Origin of the sequence: Salinivibrio kushneri (assembly GCF_005280275.1) — a bacterium.
Lineage (GTDB): Bacteria > Pseudomonadota > Gammaproteobacteria > Enterobacterales > Vibrionaceae > Salinivibrio > Salinivibrio kushneri.
The window spans coordinates 438212-456826 of record NZ_CP040022.1 but is presented as its reverse complement, the minus strand read 5'-3'; the positions used below and the strand labels follow the sequence as shown (position 1 = coordinate 456826).

Here is an 18615-nt window from a genome sequence, read left to right as displayed (position 1 = left end):
GCCCCGCGGGGCCTTTTTTATTGCGTCGCCATCATGGTTTCAAACGCGTCGATCACCTGCTGAGTGTCGATGGCGGCCATCACATGATCGCCTTTCACCCGTGTGCTCCATGCTAGCTGCTCAACGGGCTTGCCATGTTGCTGTTCAGCAAAAGTTTCGTAAACACTGACCACATCCGCGAGATTATTATAAGGGCCGGTGCGCTTCGGGTTGCTATGGCCATAAAGGCCTAAGACGGGCGTGCCTTGTGTGGTTGCCATGTGCGCGGGGCCGGAGTCGGGGGCCAGCACCGCATCGGCGCACGCGAGCACCGCAGCCAATTGTTTGAGACTGGTTTGTCCCACCAAGTTAACCAGTGGTACGTTGGCGTCGGCAATAATGCGCGCGGCCAGCGTTTTTTCACGCTCGGCCGGTGAACCACAGAGGGCCACCTGATACCCTTTACCGACCACGTAGTCGGCGAATTCAGCGTAGCGCTCTGGCAGCCAGTTGCGCTCATCTTTACTCGCGGCAGGACTGATCACGACAGTAGGCTTGTCACCCAGTTGCGCGTTGGCAAAGGCATGATCGTCTTCAGAAAGTGGTAGTTGCCACTGCGGCGGCGTAACCGGCACGCCCAAGTATTGAGTAAAGGCGAAAAAGCTGTCTAACACATGGCACGACTGGGTGTCGGGGATCCGTTTATTGGTAAACAGCCACTGCCCCTCTTTCGCTCGGTGACGATGAAACCCCACGCGATGGCGCGCGCCGATCCCCACAGTCAATAAGCTAGCGCGTAAAGCAAGCTGCATATGCACTAGCGCATCAAACCGGCGCCCTTTCAGCTGCTGCCAGACGTGACGCATGCCTGCCAAGCCTGCCTTTTTGTCAAACACCACCAGCTCCACTCCTTCAAGCCCGGCTAAAAGCTGTGCTTCGACTTTACCAACCACCCAAGTGATCTGCGTCTGTGGCCAATGACGCTGCACGGCTTGAATCGCTGCCACCGCATGGCAAACATCGCCAATCGCAGACAGGCGTAAAAAACACAGGGAGCGTGGGGCGTGAGTAAACAGAGGCATAACAAATTCCAATTAAGTTATCGCGCCGATTATGCAGTTGGCTCGGTTAAATGTAAAATGCCAGCCTATCAATCAAATTGTTACGAGAATGTATTTATGGGCGCTAATACATCCCCCTCAGAAAAGCCGCGAGGGATCATACGTATCATTAAAGCCACCGGCTATTCTTGGGCTGGATTAAAAGCGGCATATCACCATGAAGCGGCGATCCGTCAAGAAGTTGTATTATTGGCTGCGGCGCTAGTCGTATTACTCTGGCTGCAATTACCGCTGACGGAATCCTTGATGATGTTCGGCGTCATTGTGTTAGTGATTATCGTCGAATTACTTAACTCCGCCATTGAAGCCGTGGTCGACAGAGTGGGTGAAGAGCGTCATGAGCTAAGTGGCAGAGCCAAAGATATTGGTTCTGCGGCGGTATTTGTCAGTTTGCTTTTGGCGGGTGTAGTCTGGCTTGCCACCCTTTGGCATCACTTCGGCATGCCACTTATTCAGTCATACACCTAAATACACAACCCGGCAACGCGCCCAATACGTTGCCGATTGATTCACTCAACTGTGATGAGAAACCATGTCTTTTAAATCGCGACTTCAAACACATAGCTGGTTTATTGCCATTAACGCCCTTGTATTGATGGCAATAGCCAGCCGCTATTTTGCGTTTCTACCGAGTTTTCCCACTGAGCCACTTGGCATCACCTTTATCGTGGTCAGTATCTTTAGCCAAATGGCCTTACTCGCCGCCATTGTTGGCTTGGTGACACTTCCACTTTTACTCCTGCCAACCAAGTTGCGCCAACCATTGCTCGCCTTGATTGCCTCGGTGGGTGTGATCACGCTTTTCATTGATACCATCGTGTTTGCCCAATACCGATTCCATATTAATGCTATGGTGCTGGATCTGATCCTCGCCGGACAGATCGTTAGCTTCCCGCTCATTACTTGGCTGATGGTGATCGGGGGCGTGATTGCCTGCCTCGCGGCGCAATGGGGATTGCTCACTGGGTTGTCGCGGACACGTTTTTCCCAGCAGCGCAAAGTCGGCAAAAAATTCGCGCTGCTCACGTTTCTGACCTTGCTCGCCACCCACGGGATTCATATTTGGGCCGCGGCCTACGCGTACCAACCCGTGACAACGGTGAAACGTTATTTGCCACTTTTCTATCCAGCCACCGCCAACAGCATGATGCGCAAAAACGGCTGGATTGATGAACAAGCTCTAGCGCGCCAAAAAGCCATGGATGTGGATCGCGAAGCCGATCTTAACTATCCCCTTTCACCGCTGAACACGACCGAGGTTGAGCAACCGGTGAATATCATGTTTTTGGTGGTTGACTCATGGCGCGCAGATACCTTCAATGCCGACAACACGCCCAACCTTTGGGCACTGGCGCAAGATGGCCGTACCTATTCACATCATCTCGCGACGGGGAACGCCACTCGAACCGGCATTTTTGGCCTGTTTTATGGCATGCCTGGCACCTATTGGCACAGCTTTCTTGCCAATCAACAATCACCGATGCTGATGGATCGCCTACAGGCGCTCGATTATCAACTGGGTGTGTTCACCGCGACACAATTGGAAAAGCCGGAATTCAATCAAACCGTATTTGCTAAGGTGTCCGATTTACGTAACGGCTCTGAGGGCGACTCTCCCGCCGAGCTAGACGCGGATCTCACCCAAGATTGGATCCGTTGGCACCAGCAGCGTGACCCCAATCGTCCCACCTTCTCGTTTTTATTTTACGATGCGCCACATGGCTATGATTTTCCTGCGGACTTTACCCCCAAGTATCAGCCGATGTTGGATGAAATTAACTACCTCAAGTTGGACAACGAGACAGATCCGACACCGTTTTTTAATCGCTACAAGACCAGCGTACGTTACGTTGATAGCTTGGTGGCCAAAGTGGTTGAGGAGCTAAAACAAAGCGGAGAATTCGACAATACTCTGCTGGTGCTCACTGGCGATCATGGACAAGAGATGAATGACAACCAACTGAATTTTTGGGGCCACAACAGCAATTTTACTGACCCACAAATTCACGTGCCTTTCGCGATGATAGGCCCCGGCATCAATGCCAAACAGGTCGATACTGGCAAGCGGCTGACCAGCCACCAAGATGTAGCGCCCACCCTGATGAAGCATTATTTGGGCGTCACGTCCGATCCAGCCAGCTACGCAATCGGTCATGACTTGCTTGCACCCAACCCCGGTCAAGATTGGGTGTTATCGTCAAACTATAGCGGCTATGCGTTAGTCACCGACGATACTATTTTAGAAGTGGGTGCAGGGGGGCAATATCAATACATGGATAATACCAATCGACCCATAGAAAACGCGTCACCTGACTTTGCGCAAATGGAAAAAGCCCTCGAGCAAATTAGCCGTTTCCGCTAGTCCACTGTTTGCGCGTGACCCCCATTCGCGAGCCTCTGTCTTCCAGAGGCTCATCTATCCGTTTTTGCAGGCTAGACCCAGTCAAAAAACTGCACAAACGCTTGCCATTGCGCCGATGCATCCGCCAGCCTCGCCGGATAAAAACGCACGGCCTGACCGGGTCGCGTTTGCGCCAACATGCTCAAGCTGGCACGAGTTAAACAGCCAAGCTTAGGATAACCACCGAGTGTTTGCCGATCGTTGAGTAATACAATCGGCTGACCGTCAGGGGGCACTTGCACGGCCCCGAGCGCAATGCCTTCGGAGACAATACCCGGTTGCTTGCTCACGACGCTCGGTCCATTGAGCCGCACGCCCATACGATCACTGCGCTGATCGACCGTGTATTCGCCATCAAAAAATGCCGTTAGCGCCTCGGCGCTGAAGCTATCAAACTGATACCCCGGCACAAGCGCCAGTGGAGTCAGGGCATTGTAGTCAGGAATAAAACGTGTCGGTACACCGCGCCCCCTCGGCAACAGCGCATGCGGTCGGTAAGGCAATACATCTCCTTTGGTGAGCGCCATGCCTCCCGCCTGTTCACCTAATCCGGAATGCAGGCCGCCGAGTTGATTGCGCATCACCGTCGCCGCACTGCCAAATGCGCCATCGACCGTCCACCCGCCACGCACCGCGAGATAGGCCCGCAAGCCACGGCGCGCGTAGCGTAAACGCAATTCATCTCCCGCATTTAGCGTCAAGGTCTGCCACATACCCACGCGCTGACCATTAATACAAGGTTGCATGTCTGCGCCGGTAATAGCGATCGAAATAGCTTGCTCAGCACGAAAACGTGCTTGGCCCATGGTTATCTCGACCAGCGGCGTCTTTGCGGGGTTATCGAGTAAATAATTCGCCCAAGCAAATGCGTGGCAATCGACCGGCCCGCCTTGGCTTAAGCCAAGCTGGCCCACCCCATAGCGCCCTGTGTCTTGCACCAAACTCAATACGCCGGGATCAAGCACCGTTAATCCTGCCACCATTGACCTCCTGCCGCGCGGTAATCAGACTCTGACATCGGCTCAAAACGGACGGTATCACCTACATCAAACGGCATCATGGGCGATTGACGGGGATTGAATAGCTCCTTGGGGCAGTTACCAATAATTTGCCAGCCTGCGGGTGACGCTGCCGGATACACCGCGGTTTGCTGTTGTGCAATGCCCACACTGCCGGCAGGGATCTGATGACGAGGCGTGGTATGACGGGGCATAGCTATCGTCTCATCCACCGACGCAAGAAAGGCAAAGCCGGGCGCGAAACCAATCGCACAAACGGTGTAAGTATGTTGACTGTGTCGCGCAATCACCTCTTGCTCACTCACGCCAGCAAACTCGGCGACCGCAGCCAGATCGGGCCCAACCGAGGGGTGATAATACACCGGCAACGTCACCTGTTTTCCGCTCCCTGAGTCACGGGTGACTCGCAGTGAGTCGCCTTGATTCATCACCCACGTTTTCAATCCTTCTGGTGAGAGTAAGCGAACATTCACTTCCACCAGAACGCTGGTGTAGGCGGGAATTAACTCAACCACACCACGACCAAAATGTTGCTGGATTCGCTCACATAGCGCAGATAACTGTGGGACTAAGGCAAGATCGATCTTATTGCCCAACCGGATCATTACCGTGGTTTCACTGACCTGCTCAACCCTGAGTGTCATGGTGTTAAGGCCTTTCTGAGTTGTTTTATCGCCTCGACCGATTGTGGGTTATCGCCATGCACACACACCGTATCCGGCGCAAGCGAGAGCGTTTGTCCCTCAAGGGTTGTCACCGAGCCATGCTGAGATAACTGCAACACTTGGGCAATCATCGCGTTGGCGTCATCTAACACAGCGCCCGGTCGACTGCGCGGCGCCAATTGTCCTGACGCCAGATAGGCTCTATCGGCAAAGGCCTCAAAAATCAGCGGTACACCGGCTTGTTGGGCAAGCTGGCGATGCGGACGGTTATCAGGCAGTGCCAGTACCATTAATGGTGTATTGGGCAGCGTATCAGCCACCGCAGCCAACACCGCTTCAAAGCAATCATTGTCCACCATCATGGTGTTATACAGCGCACCATGGGGCTTCACATAATCAAGGCTCGCATTAAAGTGTGCACAGATCCCTTGTAATGCGCCGATTTGATAGCGAACGAGGTGACTAATTTGTGCTGGGGTATGATCAATATGACGACGGCCAAAGCCCTGCTTATCGGCGTAGCCGGGATGAGCACCAATACTCACATTGTGCTGTACTGCGAGTGCCACCGTGGCCGCCATCACATCAGGATCAGAGGCATGAAAACCACACGCAATATTAGCCATATCAATCCACGGCATTAGCGTGCTATCCATTCCCATTGTCCACGCACCAAAGCTTTCACCCATGTCTGCGTTTAGTTTCATCATTCCCTCGATTTCAATGACTTTGCTTTACCTTACGGCTTTTTAACCCACGGATAAACCAACAAAATCGTCAGGGTGTGAGGCTTGTGTCGTACTCATAAGACTGATAGCTTAAACCACTATGAAAACGGTATCTGCTACACAAACTCTATTGATTTTTCGCACCCAGTGGTGGCGCGCGCTTTAGCGTGCCATTGAGTCTGGGTATTCATTGGCCGCCGGTAGGCAGTCAATGAATCGTTTTCAACTTCCCTGTCTCCGTCGGCTTTTATCCTCAAGGAGACACCAATGCACACCCCCTACTCTATCGACAAAAGCTCTATCGACAAAAACGACGTTATTCTGACCGGCGATCGCGCCACAGGGCGCTTACATCTTGGTCATTACAGTGGCTCACTCAGCCAGCGACTTGCCTTACAAGGACAGTGTGCTCAAACCATTCTAGTCGCAGATATGCAGGGGTTAACCGACAATGGCCATCAACCAGGTCACGTCGCAACGCATATTTTAGGCTTGGTCGCAGACTATCTCGCGGTTGGGCTTGACCCTGACAAGGTCACAATTTGTCAGCAGTCCCAACTTCCTGCGCTCGCAGAACTCACCATGTTTTATAGTAATTTAGTCAGTTACACGCGGCTGGTCCGCAACCCCACGGTAAAACACGAAATCAACGACAAACAGTTTGGACAGCAAGTACCCGTCGGTTTTTTAACCTACCCAATCAGTCAAGCTGCCGACATCACCGCATTTGGCGCTAACCTCGTGCCTGTAGGCGATGATCAACTTCCTATGATCGAGCAAACAAACGATATTGTGCGCAAATTTAATCACGTTGTCGGCGAGCCTGTATTACGCGAATGTCGCGCACTCACCAGCAAAGCCTCGCGCTTGCCGGGTGTTGATGGCAAAAGCAAGATGTCAAATTCTTTGGGTAACGCCATCTATCTTAGCGATGACAATGACACCATACGTGACGCGGTACGATCCATGTACACGGACCCTCAACACCTACGCGTCTCAGATCCCGGTCGAGTCGAAGGCAATGTCGTTTTTACCTACTTGGATGCTTTCCACCCTGACGCTCAACACGTCGCCGAACTCAAAGCACATTATCAGCGCGGAGGTCTGGGGGATATGACAGTGAAAAACGTGCTGACCGATAGCTTAGTCTCCCTGATATCACCCATTCGAGAACGGCGAAAAGCATTGATGAACGCCCCTGATCACTTGCTGGATGTCCTAAAAGATGGGCAACAAAAGGCGAGTATACAGACAAACCAAACATGCCAGAACGTTAAGCGTTCGTTGGGCCTGCTTGTGGGATAAAGAGGTAAGAGGAGTGAGTAAAACATAGCTTATATTTACTTATCATCTATAAATTAGATAGTTACCGCAATCTATTGTGCATAACAAATTAGACATATGTGAAAGATTGCAGGATGCATCCTAATCCATATCAAATAAAAGGGCTTTTTGCGCGGCAAACGGAAAGGATATCTCCCATACTTGAGCAAACGAGAAACCACAATTAACACAAGGTATCCGGTATGTTGAAGTTAATGCTGCGCGGAAAGCTCTTAGTGCTTGCCATCGTCCCTTTGATCTTATCCATTCTGGTGACTTTGTTTATCACTACCTATTACGAGCGTGAGCTGGTCGAAGAGAACATTGCCACTTTTCGAACCAAATTGATCGATGAGCGAAAAATGCAGCTTCGCGAAGCCACAGAAATTGCCGCAACAGTGGTAAAAAATGCGCAGCAAGCGAGCGGCGATGCCACACAAAATGTCAAAGACGCACTTCGTGAAGTGACCTTTGGTAAGGCAGGCTACTTTTACATTTACGATAAACAAGGCAATAACGTATTCCATGCCTTAAAGCCAGAGCTAGAAGGCCAGTCCTTGATTAATCTTACTGATCCTAAGGGCAACAAAATTATTGTAGGCCTGCTCGACGCGGCGCAAAGTGGCGATGGCTCCTTCACCTACCTCTATCAAAAACCGGGTACCGATGAACTGATCGAAAAGATTGGCTATGCCGACATGGTTAATAACGGCCAATGGATGTTGGGAACGGGGGCCTACATTGACGATATTGAGGCGCGCGTTGCCGATTTCCGGGAAAATGCAGAAGAGGCATTAGCGGCACAAACTGCTCGAATGATCATTGCAGGTATTATTATTCTAGTTTTTACCTTTGTTGCGGCTGCCTTTGTTGCCCAACGGATGTCAACACCAGTGAAAGATATGCTGGACAACCTCAATGATATTGCCGACGGCGATGGCGATCTAACCCAACGCCTGAAAATTAAAGGCAGTGACGAAATTGCGCTGCTTGGGGATGCGTTTAATCGCTTTATCGACAAGCTGCAAACCACCATCCGCAGTGTGGTCGATGTCACGGAGAAAGTGAGCCACACCGCACGCACAATTGACGAGCAAACCCAAATGGTTGCCACGCAATTACAAACTCATGATAACGAGACCGAGCAAGTGGTCACCGCTGTTACCCAAATGAGCTCGGCTGCGCAGGAGGTGTCTCAGAACGCCACCCAAGTGGCTGATGCCACCAGTGCTGCTACTGATGATGCGCGTCACGCCCAAGAAAAAGTCCAGTTCTCGATCACCTCGATGCAAGCGCTGGTTGAGCAAATGAACACCTCCAGCAGCCATGTGGATTCTCTGAATGAGCAGTCCCATAAAATTACCGGTGTGCTTTCTGTGATTGGCGATATCGCTGAACAAACCAACTTGCTGGCACTTAACGCTGCCATTGAGGCCGCGCGTGCAGGCGAACAGGGTCGCGGGTTTGCGGTGGTCGCTGATGAGGTGAGAACCCTTGCAAGCCGCACGCAAAAGAGCACTCACGAAATTCGCGAAATGCTGGATGAGCTACAGTCATACGTTAATCAGGCTGTGGACGGAATGAAGCAAAGTAATGATACTTGCCAACAAACCTCAGAAGCATCTAACGAAATTGGTAGTGGCATTGATTCGGTAAGTAATGCCATTACCCAAATCAATGACATGACCAGCTATATTGCCTCGGCTGCGTCGGAGCAAACCACAGTGACCGAAGACATTCACCGTAATCTGGTATCGATTCGCGACATTGTGAGCCAGTTACTTAACGCCAGTAATGACTCGGCACAAGCGGCGACTGACTTGAATCAGACAGGCGAAGAGCTCAAACGACTAGTGAGCCAGTTTAAAGTCTAACCGGCAACACCAGATGAAAGAGGCGCTGGTGAGCAGCGCCTCTTTCATGTTCCGTCCGTAGACTTATCTTTCTACTTCTGGCAGTGCGCGCGCCATCAATGCACCCAGTAGACCCAACGCCGATAACACTGCAATCACTACCATTAATCCCCACTGGCTCAACCATGCCGTGACACCGCCCATGAATAAGAGCACGAAACCAATCAAGGTGTTGCTGACCGAGACATAATCGGTGCGCTGGTTACCCTCGGCCATGTTCACAATGTAGGTTTTACGCCCAAGGCGTACACCCTCGTGAGCAATAGTCAGGACAAAGTAGACGCCAGGCAGTACCCACGCCAAAGAAAAAAGCGCGGGATACCAGAGACTAATACTCACTACCACCAGCCCCAATAACGCCGTCACCACCGCAGCCATTATCATCACTTGGCGGCTGGAGCGATCGGCAAATAGCCCCCAAAAAGGAGCCGACAACAAACTTGCGATACCGCTAATCGCGACAAAGCTTGCGGTGGTAATCGCCAGCGCTTGGCTATGCTGACTGGCTAACAGCACATAATAAGGCGCAGATAGGGCCGAGCAGAGTAACAGTGAACGCGTGATCACAAAGTGGCGTAGGCGTCTATCATCCACCAATAAACGCAGTTTAGAGAGCGCATGCGTGAGCGCATTGGCACCGCCTTCAGTGGCTCCTTCGTACTCATCAACCTGACTGTAAACCGCCGCGGCAATCCACCAAAGTACTGCGCCGAACGCCAACAACGCGCAATAAACCCACACATGTTGCTGATCCGAAACACTGAACAATCCAACACCGGCGGCAATCGTCACCGCCCCCGCCAAGCTTGACGACCACCCATTCAAACGTCCTCGTTGCGGCTTAGGAATGGTTTTCCCTAACACATCTTTGGAGGCAACTGAGCACAGGCCTCGCGCCAAACTAAATACTACCAACAAGCCAACAATGCTCCAGCCAGCTACTTGACCGGTTAAAAGCAACGCGGCGATCGCCATTGCTAGGATACACGCCCCTTGAATGACAGAGCCCGCCACCCATGCCCACTTACGTACCGCAAATTGGCGGACATAACCGGCGATACCTAACTGAGGCACTAACGAGCCTGCCTCGCGAATAGGTACCAATAAGCCAATTAACGCTAACGGGGCGCCCACTGCGGTGAGCAGCGCTGGCAAGACAATTTTCGGGTTAGACACCGCGTCGCCAATTTTGGTGAGTCCTTGGCTAACGATAATGCGGAAAAAATTGCCCGGCACTTCACGACACGCACTGCCATCAATGTCTTTACAGGCACGCGCATCTTCTTCATTAAAAAGTTTTTGGTGTAAGTCATCCGCGAGTTTGTGCACACTTTCTCCCAGTCTCTTCTTTTTGTTTTTATTCTGCCCTTATTGGCAAGGCACCGCAAAATCAACGTGATAGTGTTCATCATGGCGAACCCAAGACCGCCGTGTTGAAACCTGAATATATTGCTTTAAATACTGTATCCCCTACGTATCGTACTGGCGATTAATCAGCATGGTCTGCCTGCCAGCTGGGTTTCGATATCGCGTATAAGACATGCTTTGCGAGCGGATGATCTGCTGCCAAATGAGGATGAGAAAAGGTAAAGGGAGCAGCCGGTGTCATCCCGAGTTTTTTCATCACCGCTTGTGAGGGCAGATTATTCTCGGTGGTAAACGCATAAATCGCTGGGAGCTCAACGTCCTCAAAGCCGATGGCGAGTGCTTTTTGTGCCGCTTCAGTGGCATAGCCTTTTCCCCAATGTGGCGACGCTAAACGCCAGCCAATTTCAACAAACGGCTGATGGCCGAGATCGAAGGAGGGACGGTTTAACCCCACAAAGCCAATGAATTCCCGTGTCTCCGTCAGTTCTACTGCCCAAAAACCAAACCCATTATCCGCCAGCTTGGATTGAATATGCGCCGCCATCGCATCACTTTGGGCGCGTGAGAGCACGCTGGGAAAATAGCGCATAACGTCTGGGTCTTGATTGAGTGCCGCAAAAGGGGCCAAGTCGGACGCTTGCCATGCGCGTAGCGTCAGTCGCGCCGTTGAATACATCACCAATACCCGTTCCTCGTTAAGGATCACACTGCACACCGCCGATCCCGTTACTGCAAATCTCTATGGCGCAAGCGCGTGAGCCAATATTCACGATAGCGAAAATAGCAATAGGTCGAGGCAAACAGGAAAAATAAATACGAAAGCGAAAAGACCAAAGGCGAGGTGATCAAGGCAATTTTTAACCCGAGCAATACACCCGCGGCCGTCACGGCAATCTTAGCGACCACCCCGAGCAACAACAAAAATAAAGCAAACTGCGGATAATGGCTGCTACGAAACGTGATCCAATAGCAAGCCCCCACCGCTGTACTGGCGACGCCCAACCCAAGAAGATAAGAATGGAAATGCTCACCCGCCAACAATCCACCTAGAATGCTAAGCACAATAATCAAAATAAACGTCATGAGTTCCCACCTTTTTTCTCAGTATGGCACTGACGCAAACCGCCAAAAACAAGCCTCTTAAGAGAGTGCGACCTTGCTTGCAGGCTCTATGCACGCGGTTGAAATCGACGACTGGACGTTTGCTATCAAAGCACCATAGCGGTGATTAAGCGCGTCGACAGTGACGATCTGCCCTTGCCGGCGGATACTCACTTTAGTGCCCAAATCCACCCCTGTGAAACGCATCTGCTCATTGCCGCCACTCACAAAGTGGAAGCAGTCAATCGCCAAGTCAACGAGCCGAAAGTCTCGGCGACGACAGTTCAATCGTGCTACCCAATGTTTCGCCGATAGAACTTGCGCGGGAGACAAGGCGCGCACTGCAAACTGCCAGCCTTCACTCTCGCCATAAAAATCCATCGGAAAATGCCGCTTAAATTTCTTCTTATCGTAGTAAGATTTCATTACATTATTTTCATTTTATTCGCCATGGACTGGCACGCGAGTCTACACAGCTATGATGCCGTATAAGCTTTCGCTTGCCCAATAAAATTTGTGTGTCAAGCAGCGGCAATCTAAACCAATGACAGACAATGATAAACCTACCGCAATCAAGCGTATACATATGCGCTATCCTTAACACAGATGGCAAATGGAGAGGAGCCTTCCCTACATGTGTAGAAGACTGGTTTTGTGGTGTGTTGTTTCTGTATACATGCTGTTCAGTATCCACGCTCACGCTGAACAGGCCCAGCCCCGTGTACTATTTATTAACCCTGGTTATGCAACGGAAAGCTTCTGGCAGGACGTGGATGAATATGCCAATGCCGCAGCCTCTGCATTGAATGTGGATCTAACGATTCGTCACGCCGATCGCAATCACTTCGCGGTGCGTCAAATCCTAGCCGCTACCTTGAGTAAACCGACCCACCCTGATTACATTATTATTGTGAATGAAAAGCTGGCGGCCAAAAACCTACTCCCCATACTGAGCAAATATCCCATTTATGTGCAACTTATCTTGAATGATGTCGATCAGCAGACCAAAACTCAACTCTATCAAGATCCACATTGGCAACAATACTTATTGCCAAGCATTATTCCCAATAATCATGCGATAGGCTATGCGATCGCCGAAGCCATGGTGCGAGCAGGCGATAACGCCCCTGGCGAAGCCGTCATGATTTCAGGTGATCTCACCACCCCCGCATCCGTAAAACGCGAAGCGGGGGGCAAACGCTTTTTCGTTGAACGCTCAGACATTACGTTACATCAAGTCGTTCATGGTCAGTGGGATGAGTCCATCAGCCAGGAGCAAATGCATACCTTATTGCAACGCTATCCCAATGTACGCTACGTGTGGACGGCTAACGACCATATGGCATTTGGTGCGATGAAAGCCGCACGACAAGCGGGAAAAACGCCTGGCGATGACATCTATTTTGCCACGGTCAATACCTCCGAGCGGGTGCTTTCTTTGCGAGAAAAAGGCGACATTTCCGCTCTTGGGGGCGGGCACTTTAAAGCCGCTGGCCTTGCATTGAGCCGTATTTATGCTCACGATAAAGGTTGGTCGTTACCACAGCAATGCACTGGACAGTTATTTCACTTAATTGAACCTGGCTCCGCTTTTTTCCTACAGTTGCGCGAGCAGGCGTGGGATCAAATCTCGTTTTTGAACATGGCGAAAGGGATTGAAAGCCATTGTCATTCAACCACAACGAAAATGGATAACTAAGTGATAAAACGCGATGTAAACTTACGCGGTCTTCAAGCGCGCGTCGCCTTCGTTGTGCTCGCGATCAGCTTACTTTTTGCGGTAGGGAGTACACTAACGCAGATGTACATCAACTACCAACGCACACTGGCTGCTACCACGCAGCTGGTAGAGAGCCGGAGCCATAACTCGGCTCGCGTGATTAGCCACGCATTGTGGGTCGTTGATTTAGAGCTTGTACGCCGCAGTGTAAAGGGGTTATCGATGCTCCCCACTATTTGTCGCGTTGAGGTAAAAGGTTTTGATGGCACACATATCACTGAAGTCAATAGTAGCAGTGAGGATTGTGACGCCAATCATCAGTCATTGTTGAGCGTTCAAGGAAACAATATTGGCACCCTGAATATTGTGCTCGATCGCAGTGCGATTAAACGCGATGCCTTCACGGGCACCGTGCCTGTCGCTATCGTCCATTTTACTGAAACCTTGCTCATTACCCTGCTCATTCTGTGGGTCATCCACCGGCTGTGCTCGCGCCCCCTCCAACAACTATCAAATACGCTGGATTACTACCAAACTGACAAGACCAACCAAACGAGTGTGCCACTCTCGTTGATTCAACGTAATGACGAAATAGGCAAAGTGTCTCGCTCAATCAATGCGATGCAATCGCGTATCAGAGACGACTTTTTACAAAAACGCGTGACAGAGCGTGAACTTCGCCAACATCAAACTTTATTGAAAGAGCAAGTTGAGCAACGCACCAAGGCACTCAATTGGCAATCAAACGCTAGCTCGTTACTCGCTGATATTTCAATTCAATTCTTACGCGCAGACTCGCAATATATTACCGAAGACGTAGAGAAAATTTTTCCAGATATGGTGTCATTACTCGGCGTTGAGGCCATTGGTTGGTATGCCTTTGACGCATTCCGCGCTGAACGCCGTTGTTATTGGCCACAAGAGATTGATTTTGCGCCCCAGACCGTCGATTTAAGCGATATGCATATGATAAAACGGTGGCTGGCTGATACCGACGCACTGGTCGTGCCCCATGTCGGACAACTCGGCGATGATGCAACTAACGAGCGCTCTTGGTTGCGCCAACGGCATATTTTATCGTTTGCCGCTTTTCCGCTAACCGACGGTAGAAAAAGCTTTGGGATGATTACAGTGGCGAATCGCCGTTTACCCTTCATCTGGGATAATAATAAAACGTTGCTTTTAAAACGTTTCGCTACTGCCATTAGTGAAGTCATGATCCGCGAGCGGAACCATTACGCCATGGAAGAGCTGCAAGAAGAGCTGATTGTCGCCAATGAAAAGTTGAAAGTCCAAGCAGAAACCGATGATCTAACTCGATTAAGTAATCGAAGACCGTTCAAGCGTGAGCTAAAAAATCATATCCAACATGGCATCGCCAGCCGATTACCTGTCGCCGTCATGATGATCGACGTCGATCACTTTAAAGCATATAACGATGAGTATGGCCACCTAAAAGGCGATGACGTTCTCACCCGAATCGCGCGCGTGCTACTCACACAAACCGAGCGCTATCAAGGCTCGGTTGCTCGGTTTGGAGGCGAAGAATTTGCGATTACGCTGTCCACACGCTATGCCGCCAAGTTAACTCAACTGGCCGAAACCATTCGCGCTGAAATTGCCAAGCTTGATATCGAGCATAAGAAAAACCCAGATGGTGACAGAATCACTGTCAGCATCGGTGGCATTATCACCCTACCGACTCGTGAGACCACTGACTCTTACCTGCTTGAGATGGCTGACCAACGTCTCTACCAAGCCAAAGAGGAAGGTCGCGACCAAACTAGGATCCTTGACCAAACAGCGGAAAAATAGCGAGCTTGCTCACGCCCTACTGTCAATGCCACACGTGAGTCATGACAGTCCGATGACGGTATGCTACAACCCTCGTCAGCGATATGTCGGCCACCTGCCTAAGCGGGTGCCGCCTCATTATCCGGATAATAAAATGTCACTGACCCAAGCAGCAGCGCTTCAGACGCTGTAGACGCAGAAAAGGAAGCCCTATGAAAGTCGTCTTTGTCCGTCACGGAAAAACCGATTACTCATTGGCCGACGCTCGCCAAATGAGCCAACTGGAAAAAGACTATGCGCCACTCCAACGTGCGTGTATTCCGGCCATTCAATCGCTAGCCCATCACCCGAGTATACAACAAGCGGATATCATCCTCTCCTCGCCCTACACACGCGCCTTACAAACAGCAGAAATCCTCAACCGTCAATTGCAAAAAGAACTGTTTGTCGAGCATGATCTCCGCGAGTGGCAAGCGGATGTCAAAGGGAGCTATATCCCCCTTTCAGAACGTGATAGACGCTGGCTTGAGTATCGCGAGCTGTTTGCCAATGGAAATGAAGTGACCAATGCAGGTTATGAGTCCGCGACCGCGTTATATCGCCGGGTGACATCTGTGCTCGACACCTATCAAGACTACAATACGATTGCGGTTATCGCGCATTTTAACGTGATTGAGAGCTTAGTAGGTTATCGTGAGCAGGGGATTGAGTATGGAGAAGTGATTGAGGTCGACTACCAACCCAACCTCTAACGTCTCCCCCCTTCTTGGGCGAGGCTTGACGCGCTAAAAAGGTAAAAATCGCGTACCTCGATGCAATGACTTTACCGATAATTATAAAAGGGACGCAATAGGCGTCCCTTCTCGTCTTACTACGACTCGACCAAAGCCATTACTCGGTCAAGCCATTGTTCTTAATCACATTTTTATACCAGTAAAAGCTCTTTTTACGATGACGAGAAAAGTCACCACTGCCGTCATCGTGACGGTCAACGTAGATGAAACCATAGCGCTTGCGGTATTCGCCCGTGGTAAAGGACACGCAATCGAGACAACCCCATGGCGTGTAACCAATCACCTCAACGCCATCTTGCCAAATGGCCTCTCCGAGTGCCTCGATATGTTGTGACAAATAGCTAATGCGATAATCATCATTGATTTCCCCTGAGGTTTCACGCTTATCTGTCGCGCCCAGCCCATTCTCCACCACAAAAATCGGTTTTTGGTAACGCTCATACAGTTCAGAAAGCGCAAAACGTAGACCTTTGGGATCAATTTGCCAGCCCCAGTCAGAAGCGGGTAGATGCGGATTCAATCGGCTTGCGCTAAACAAAGCATTTTCATCTTCTTCTGGCGGGTTGGCATCGACAATATTGGTCATGTAGTAGCTAATCGCCAAAAAGTCCGCACAGCCGTTTTTAAGAATCGTCGCATCCTCTTGATGCATGTTGACCTCAATCCCTTTGCTGGCCCATTGCGGCCAAATGTAGTGTGGATAGTGGCCTCGCAACTGCACATCGCTGCATAAATATTTGTCACGCATCGCTTGCTGTGACGCCAACATATCATCAGGGTGACAACTCGCCGGATACAGCGGCATCATGTGGATCATACTACCCACTTTAAAATCTGGATTAATCACATGCCCTAGAGACACCACTTTGGCACTGGCGACGAATTGGTGATGTAGCACCTGATAAAGCACCTGCTCGGGATGATCGTGCTCGGTAAAAACCACACCTGAATTACAATAGCCAAAAAGCGGATAATCCCAGTTGAGCTGGTTGTTGATCTCGTTAAAGGTAATCCAATAAGTCACTTTGTCGCGATAGCGCGTCATTACTGTTTCGCAAAAACGCACGAAAAACTCAATCACATCTCGATGCGCCCAGCCTCCGTATTGCGTCACCAAATGCTGGGGCATCTCAAAATGAGAAAGCGTAATGACAGGTTCAATCCCCTTCTCTAATAGGTAGTCAATAAGGTCATCATAAAAGGCAAGGCCCGCTTCATTTGGCGTAAGCTCATCACCATGAGGAAATATTCTCGACCACGCAATAGACGTGCGAAAGCACTTAAAGCCCATTTCCGCAAAGAGATCAATATCATCACGGTAGCGGTGATAAAAATCCACAGCATTATGGTTTGGATAGGCTTGATGTTCTTCCACCCGCTGGGTCATTTTGCGCGGGATACCATGGGCACCTTTGGTCAGCACATCCACAATGCTGACGCCTTTACCGTCGCAATCCCATCCTCCCTCAACTTGGTGAGCCGCCACCGCGCCACCCCATAAAAAATGCTCAGGAAATACCGTTTTCATTGTTCACCTCTTTGTATCGTCTTCCGCTAGGCTAACGATTTCCACTCAGCTGAAGTGTGAACTGACTCGAAAAAGCATAGGACCTCCACTACCAACTCGCGATCAAGTGAATAGAAAAGCATTAATAAAGAAAAATTATGCTATTAACCTATCGAGTAGTTAGTGCTAAGCTGTCTCAATAGGCAAGTCCATGCGTTTATTCTTCACTTATCAGGAGCTTTCATGAGTCGGTTTAGTAACGTTGCTATTGTAGGTGGCACCCATGGTAACGAATTTAGCGGTATTTATGCGCTGAAACAGTGGCAATCCAACCCAGCAATCACAGCCCGCGATAGTTTTTCCACCGAACATGTGTTTGCAAATCCCTCTGCTTATAGCGCCAACAAACGCTATGTAGACTGCGATCTTAACCGTCAATTCGATCCTAAACTGCTGGCTGACTACAGCTTGGCAAACTACGAGCAAAGTCGCGCTAAAGCCCTTAACCAACAATTAGGCCCAAAAGGGGATCCGCGTGTCGATTTTATTATCGACCTGCATAACACCACCAGCAACATGGGCCCCACACTGATACTCTTGACACTTGATATGTTCAATAAGCAACTCGCCGCTTACATTAGCGAGCGTATGCCCGATGCCATCATCTTAGTCGAAGATCACATTGAACCTATTCAGCACGCGTTTTTATGCTCAGTCGGCAAGCAAGGTGTGATCGTTGAAGTGGGTCCACAGCCCCAATCGGTGCTACGTCATGATGTGATGGAATCGATGCAAGAAATGACAACACACATTTTGGACTTCGTGCATCTGTTTAATATTGATAAGGTGCCAGCGCTGCCTAAAAGCATCACCGCCTACCGTTACAAAGAGACACTGCATTTGCCACAAAATGCGCATGGAGAGCGAATTGGTATGGTGCACCAGCACGTTCAAGACAAAGACTTTCAGCCAATACAGCCCGGTGAACCCTTGTTTATGTGTTTTGATGGCACTGAATTAGCATGGCAAGGCGACTACACGGCCTATCCGCACTTCATTAATGAAGCAGCCTATTACGATAACAATATTGCGATGTCGATGGCCAACGTGTTTACCTTGACAGTATAACCCGTTTCACAGCCTCACACGCTCAGCGAGCACGAGCTTCTGGGATTTGTACTA

The 18615-nt window shown here is 50.3% G+C and carries 17 protein-coding genes; 8 read left to right on the top strand and 9 right to left on the bottom strand.

Annotation, left to right across the window (positions count from 1 at the left end):
• Window positions 1-17: 17 nt before the first annotated feature.
• Complete coding sequence (locus tag FCN78_RS15125) at window positions 18-1061, bottom strand: glycosyltransferase family 9 protein (RefSeq protein WP_069360838.1); 1044 nt, start codon at window positions 1059-1061, stop codon at window positions 18-20.
• 96 nt (window positions 1062-1157) lie between these two features.
• On the opposite strand from FCN78_RS15125, the gene FCN78_RS15120 reads away from it, so the two are divergent.
• Complete coding sequence (locus FCN78_RS15120) at window positions 1158-1568, top strand: diacylglycerol kinase (RefSeq protein WP_069360839.1); 411 nt, start codon at window positions 1158-1160, stop codon at window positions 1566-1568.
• Window positions 1569-1632: 64 nt separating this feature from the next.
• Complete coding sequence (locus FCN78_RS15115; RefSeq protein ID WP_069360840.1) at window positions 1633-3462, top strand: DUF3413 domain-containing protein; 1830 nt, start codon at window positions 1633-1635, stop codon at window positions 3460-3462.
• Window positions 3463-3533: 71 nt separating this feature from the next.
• Here FCN78_RS15115 and FCN78_RS15110 read toward each other — a convergent pair whose 3' ends face one another.
• From FCN78_RS15110 to FCN78_RS15100, 3 genes are read right to left on the bottom strand one after another with little or no spacing between them, the layout of a single operon-like run.
• The gene (locus FCN78_RS15110) at window positions 3534-4484 is read right to left on the bottom strand and encodes a 5-oxoprolinase subunit C family protein (RefSeq protein ID WP_069360841.1); all 951 of its coding nucleotides are present in this window, start codon (window positions 4482-4484) and stop codon (window positions 3534-3536) included.
• Window positions 4469-5164, bottom strand: coding sequence for a 5-oxoprolinase subunit PxpB (pxpB, locus tag FCN78_RS15105; RefSeq protein ID WP_077658898.1), 696 nt, complete (start codon window positions 5162-5164; stop codon window positions 4469-4471). Before pxpB ends, FCN78_RS15110 begins: the two co-directional genes overlap by 16 nt.
• The gene (locus FCN78_RS15100; protein ID WP_069360843.1) at window positions 5161-5892 is read right to left on the bottom strand and encodes a 5-oxoprolinase subunit PxpA; all 732 of its coding nucleotides are present in this window, start codon (window positions 5890-5892) and stop codon (window positions 5161-5163) included. Before FCN78_RS15100 ends, pxpB begins: the two co-directional genes overlap by 4 nt.
• A gap of 288 nt (window positions 5893-6180) precedes the next feature.
• Here FCN78_RS15100 and trpS point away from each other — a divergent pair, with 288 nt between their 5' ends.
• Both trpS and FCN78_RS15090 read left to right on the top strand, forming a co-directional pair.
• Entirely contained in the window at window positions 6181-7218 is a 1038-nt protein-coding gene (gene trpS / locus FCN78_RS15095; protein WP_077658899.1) for a tryptophan--tRNA ligase, read from the top strand.
• Between the two features lie 221 nt (window positions 7219-7439).
• Window positions 7440-9110 (top strand): methyl-accepting chemotaxis protein, encoded by a 1671-nt coding sequence (locus FCN78_RS15090; RefSeq protein WP_077658900.1) that lies wholly within the window; start codon window positions 7440-7442, stop codon window positions 9108-9110.
• Window positions 9111-9173: 63 nt separating this feature from the next.
• On the opposite strand, the gene FCN78_RS15085 is transcribed toward FCN78_RS15090, so the two are convergent.
• The 4 genes from FCN78_RS15085 to FCN78_RS15065 form a co-directional block, all read right to left on the bottom strand.
• Complete coding sequence (locus FCN78_RS15085) at window positions 9174-10478, bottom strand: MFS transporter (RefSeq protein WP_077599722.1); 1305 nt, start codon at window positions 10476-10478, stop codon at window positions 9174-9176.
• Window positions 10479-10638: 160 nt separating this feature from the next.
• Window positions 10639-11223, bottom strand: coding sequence for a GNAT family N-acetyltransferase (locus FCN78_RS15075; RefSeq protein ID WP_327292361.1), 585 nt, complete (start codon window positions 11221-11223; stop codon window positions 10639-10641).
• Window positions 11224-11243: 20 nt separating this feature from the next.
• On the bottom strand, window positions 11244-11600 hold the full coding sequence (locus FCN78_RS15070) for an NADH:ubiquinone oxidoreductase (RefSeq protein WP_077658902.1): 357 nt from the start codon (window positions 11598-11600) through the stop codon (window positions 11244-11246).
• Window positions 11601-11657: 57 nt separating this feature from the next.
• Window positions 11658-12044 carry a hypothetical protein gene (locus FCN78_RS15065; RefSeq protein WP_077658903.1) on the bottom strand — a complete coding sequence of 129 codons (387 nt, stop codon included), beginning with the start codon at window positions 12042-12044 and terminating at the stop codon, window positions 11658-11660.
• Window positions 12045-12252: 208 nt separating this feature from the next.
• On the opposite strand from FCN78_RS15065, the gene FCN78_RS15060 reads away from it, so the two are divergent.
• From FCN78_RS15060 to FCN78_RS15050, 3 genes are all read left to right on the top strand, one after another.
• Complete coding sequence (locus tag FCN78_RS15060; protein ID WP_158014680.1) at window positions 12253-13317, top strand: ABC transporter substrate-binding protein; 1065 nt, start codon at window positions 12253-12255, stop codon at window positions 13315-13317.
• Window positions 13318-15153 carry a GGDEF domain-containing protein gene (locus tag FCN78_RS15055; RefSeq protein ID WP_077459217.1) on the top strand — a complete coding sequence of 612 codons (1836 nt, stop codon included), beginning with the start codon at window positions 13318-13320 and terminating at the stop codon, window positions 15151-15153.
• Between the two features lie 191 nt (window positions 15154-15344).
• Entirely contained in the window at window positions 15345-15884 is a 540-nt protein-coding gene (locus tag FCN78_RS15050; RefSeq protein ID WP_069360852.1) for a histidine phosphatase family protein, read from the top strand.
• A gap of 139 nt (window positions 15885-16023) precedes the next feature.
• On the opposite strand, the gene FCN78_RS15045 is transcribed toward FCN78_RS15050, so the two are convergent.
• Entirely contained in the window at window positions 16024-17454 is a 1431-nt protein-coding gene (locus FCN78_RS15045; protein WP_077599724.1) for a 6-phospho-beta-glucosidase, read from the bottom strand.
• A 222-nt stretch (window positions 17455-17676) separates the two neighbouring features.
• Between FCN78_RS15045 and FCN78_RS15040 the strand changes: the two genes are divergently transcribed.
• Entirely contained in the window at window positions 17677-18561 is an 885-nt protein-coding gene (locus FCN78_RS15040; RefSeq protein WP_077658905.1) for an aspartoacylase, read from the top strand.
• Window positions 18562-18615: the final 54 nt, after the last annotated feature.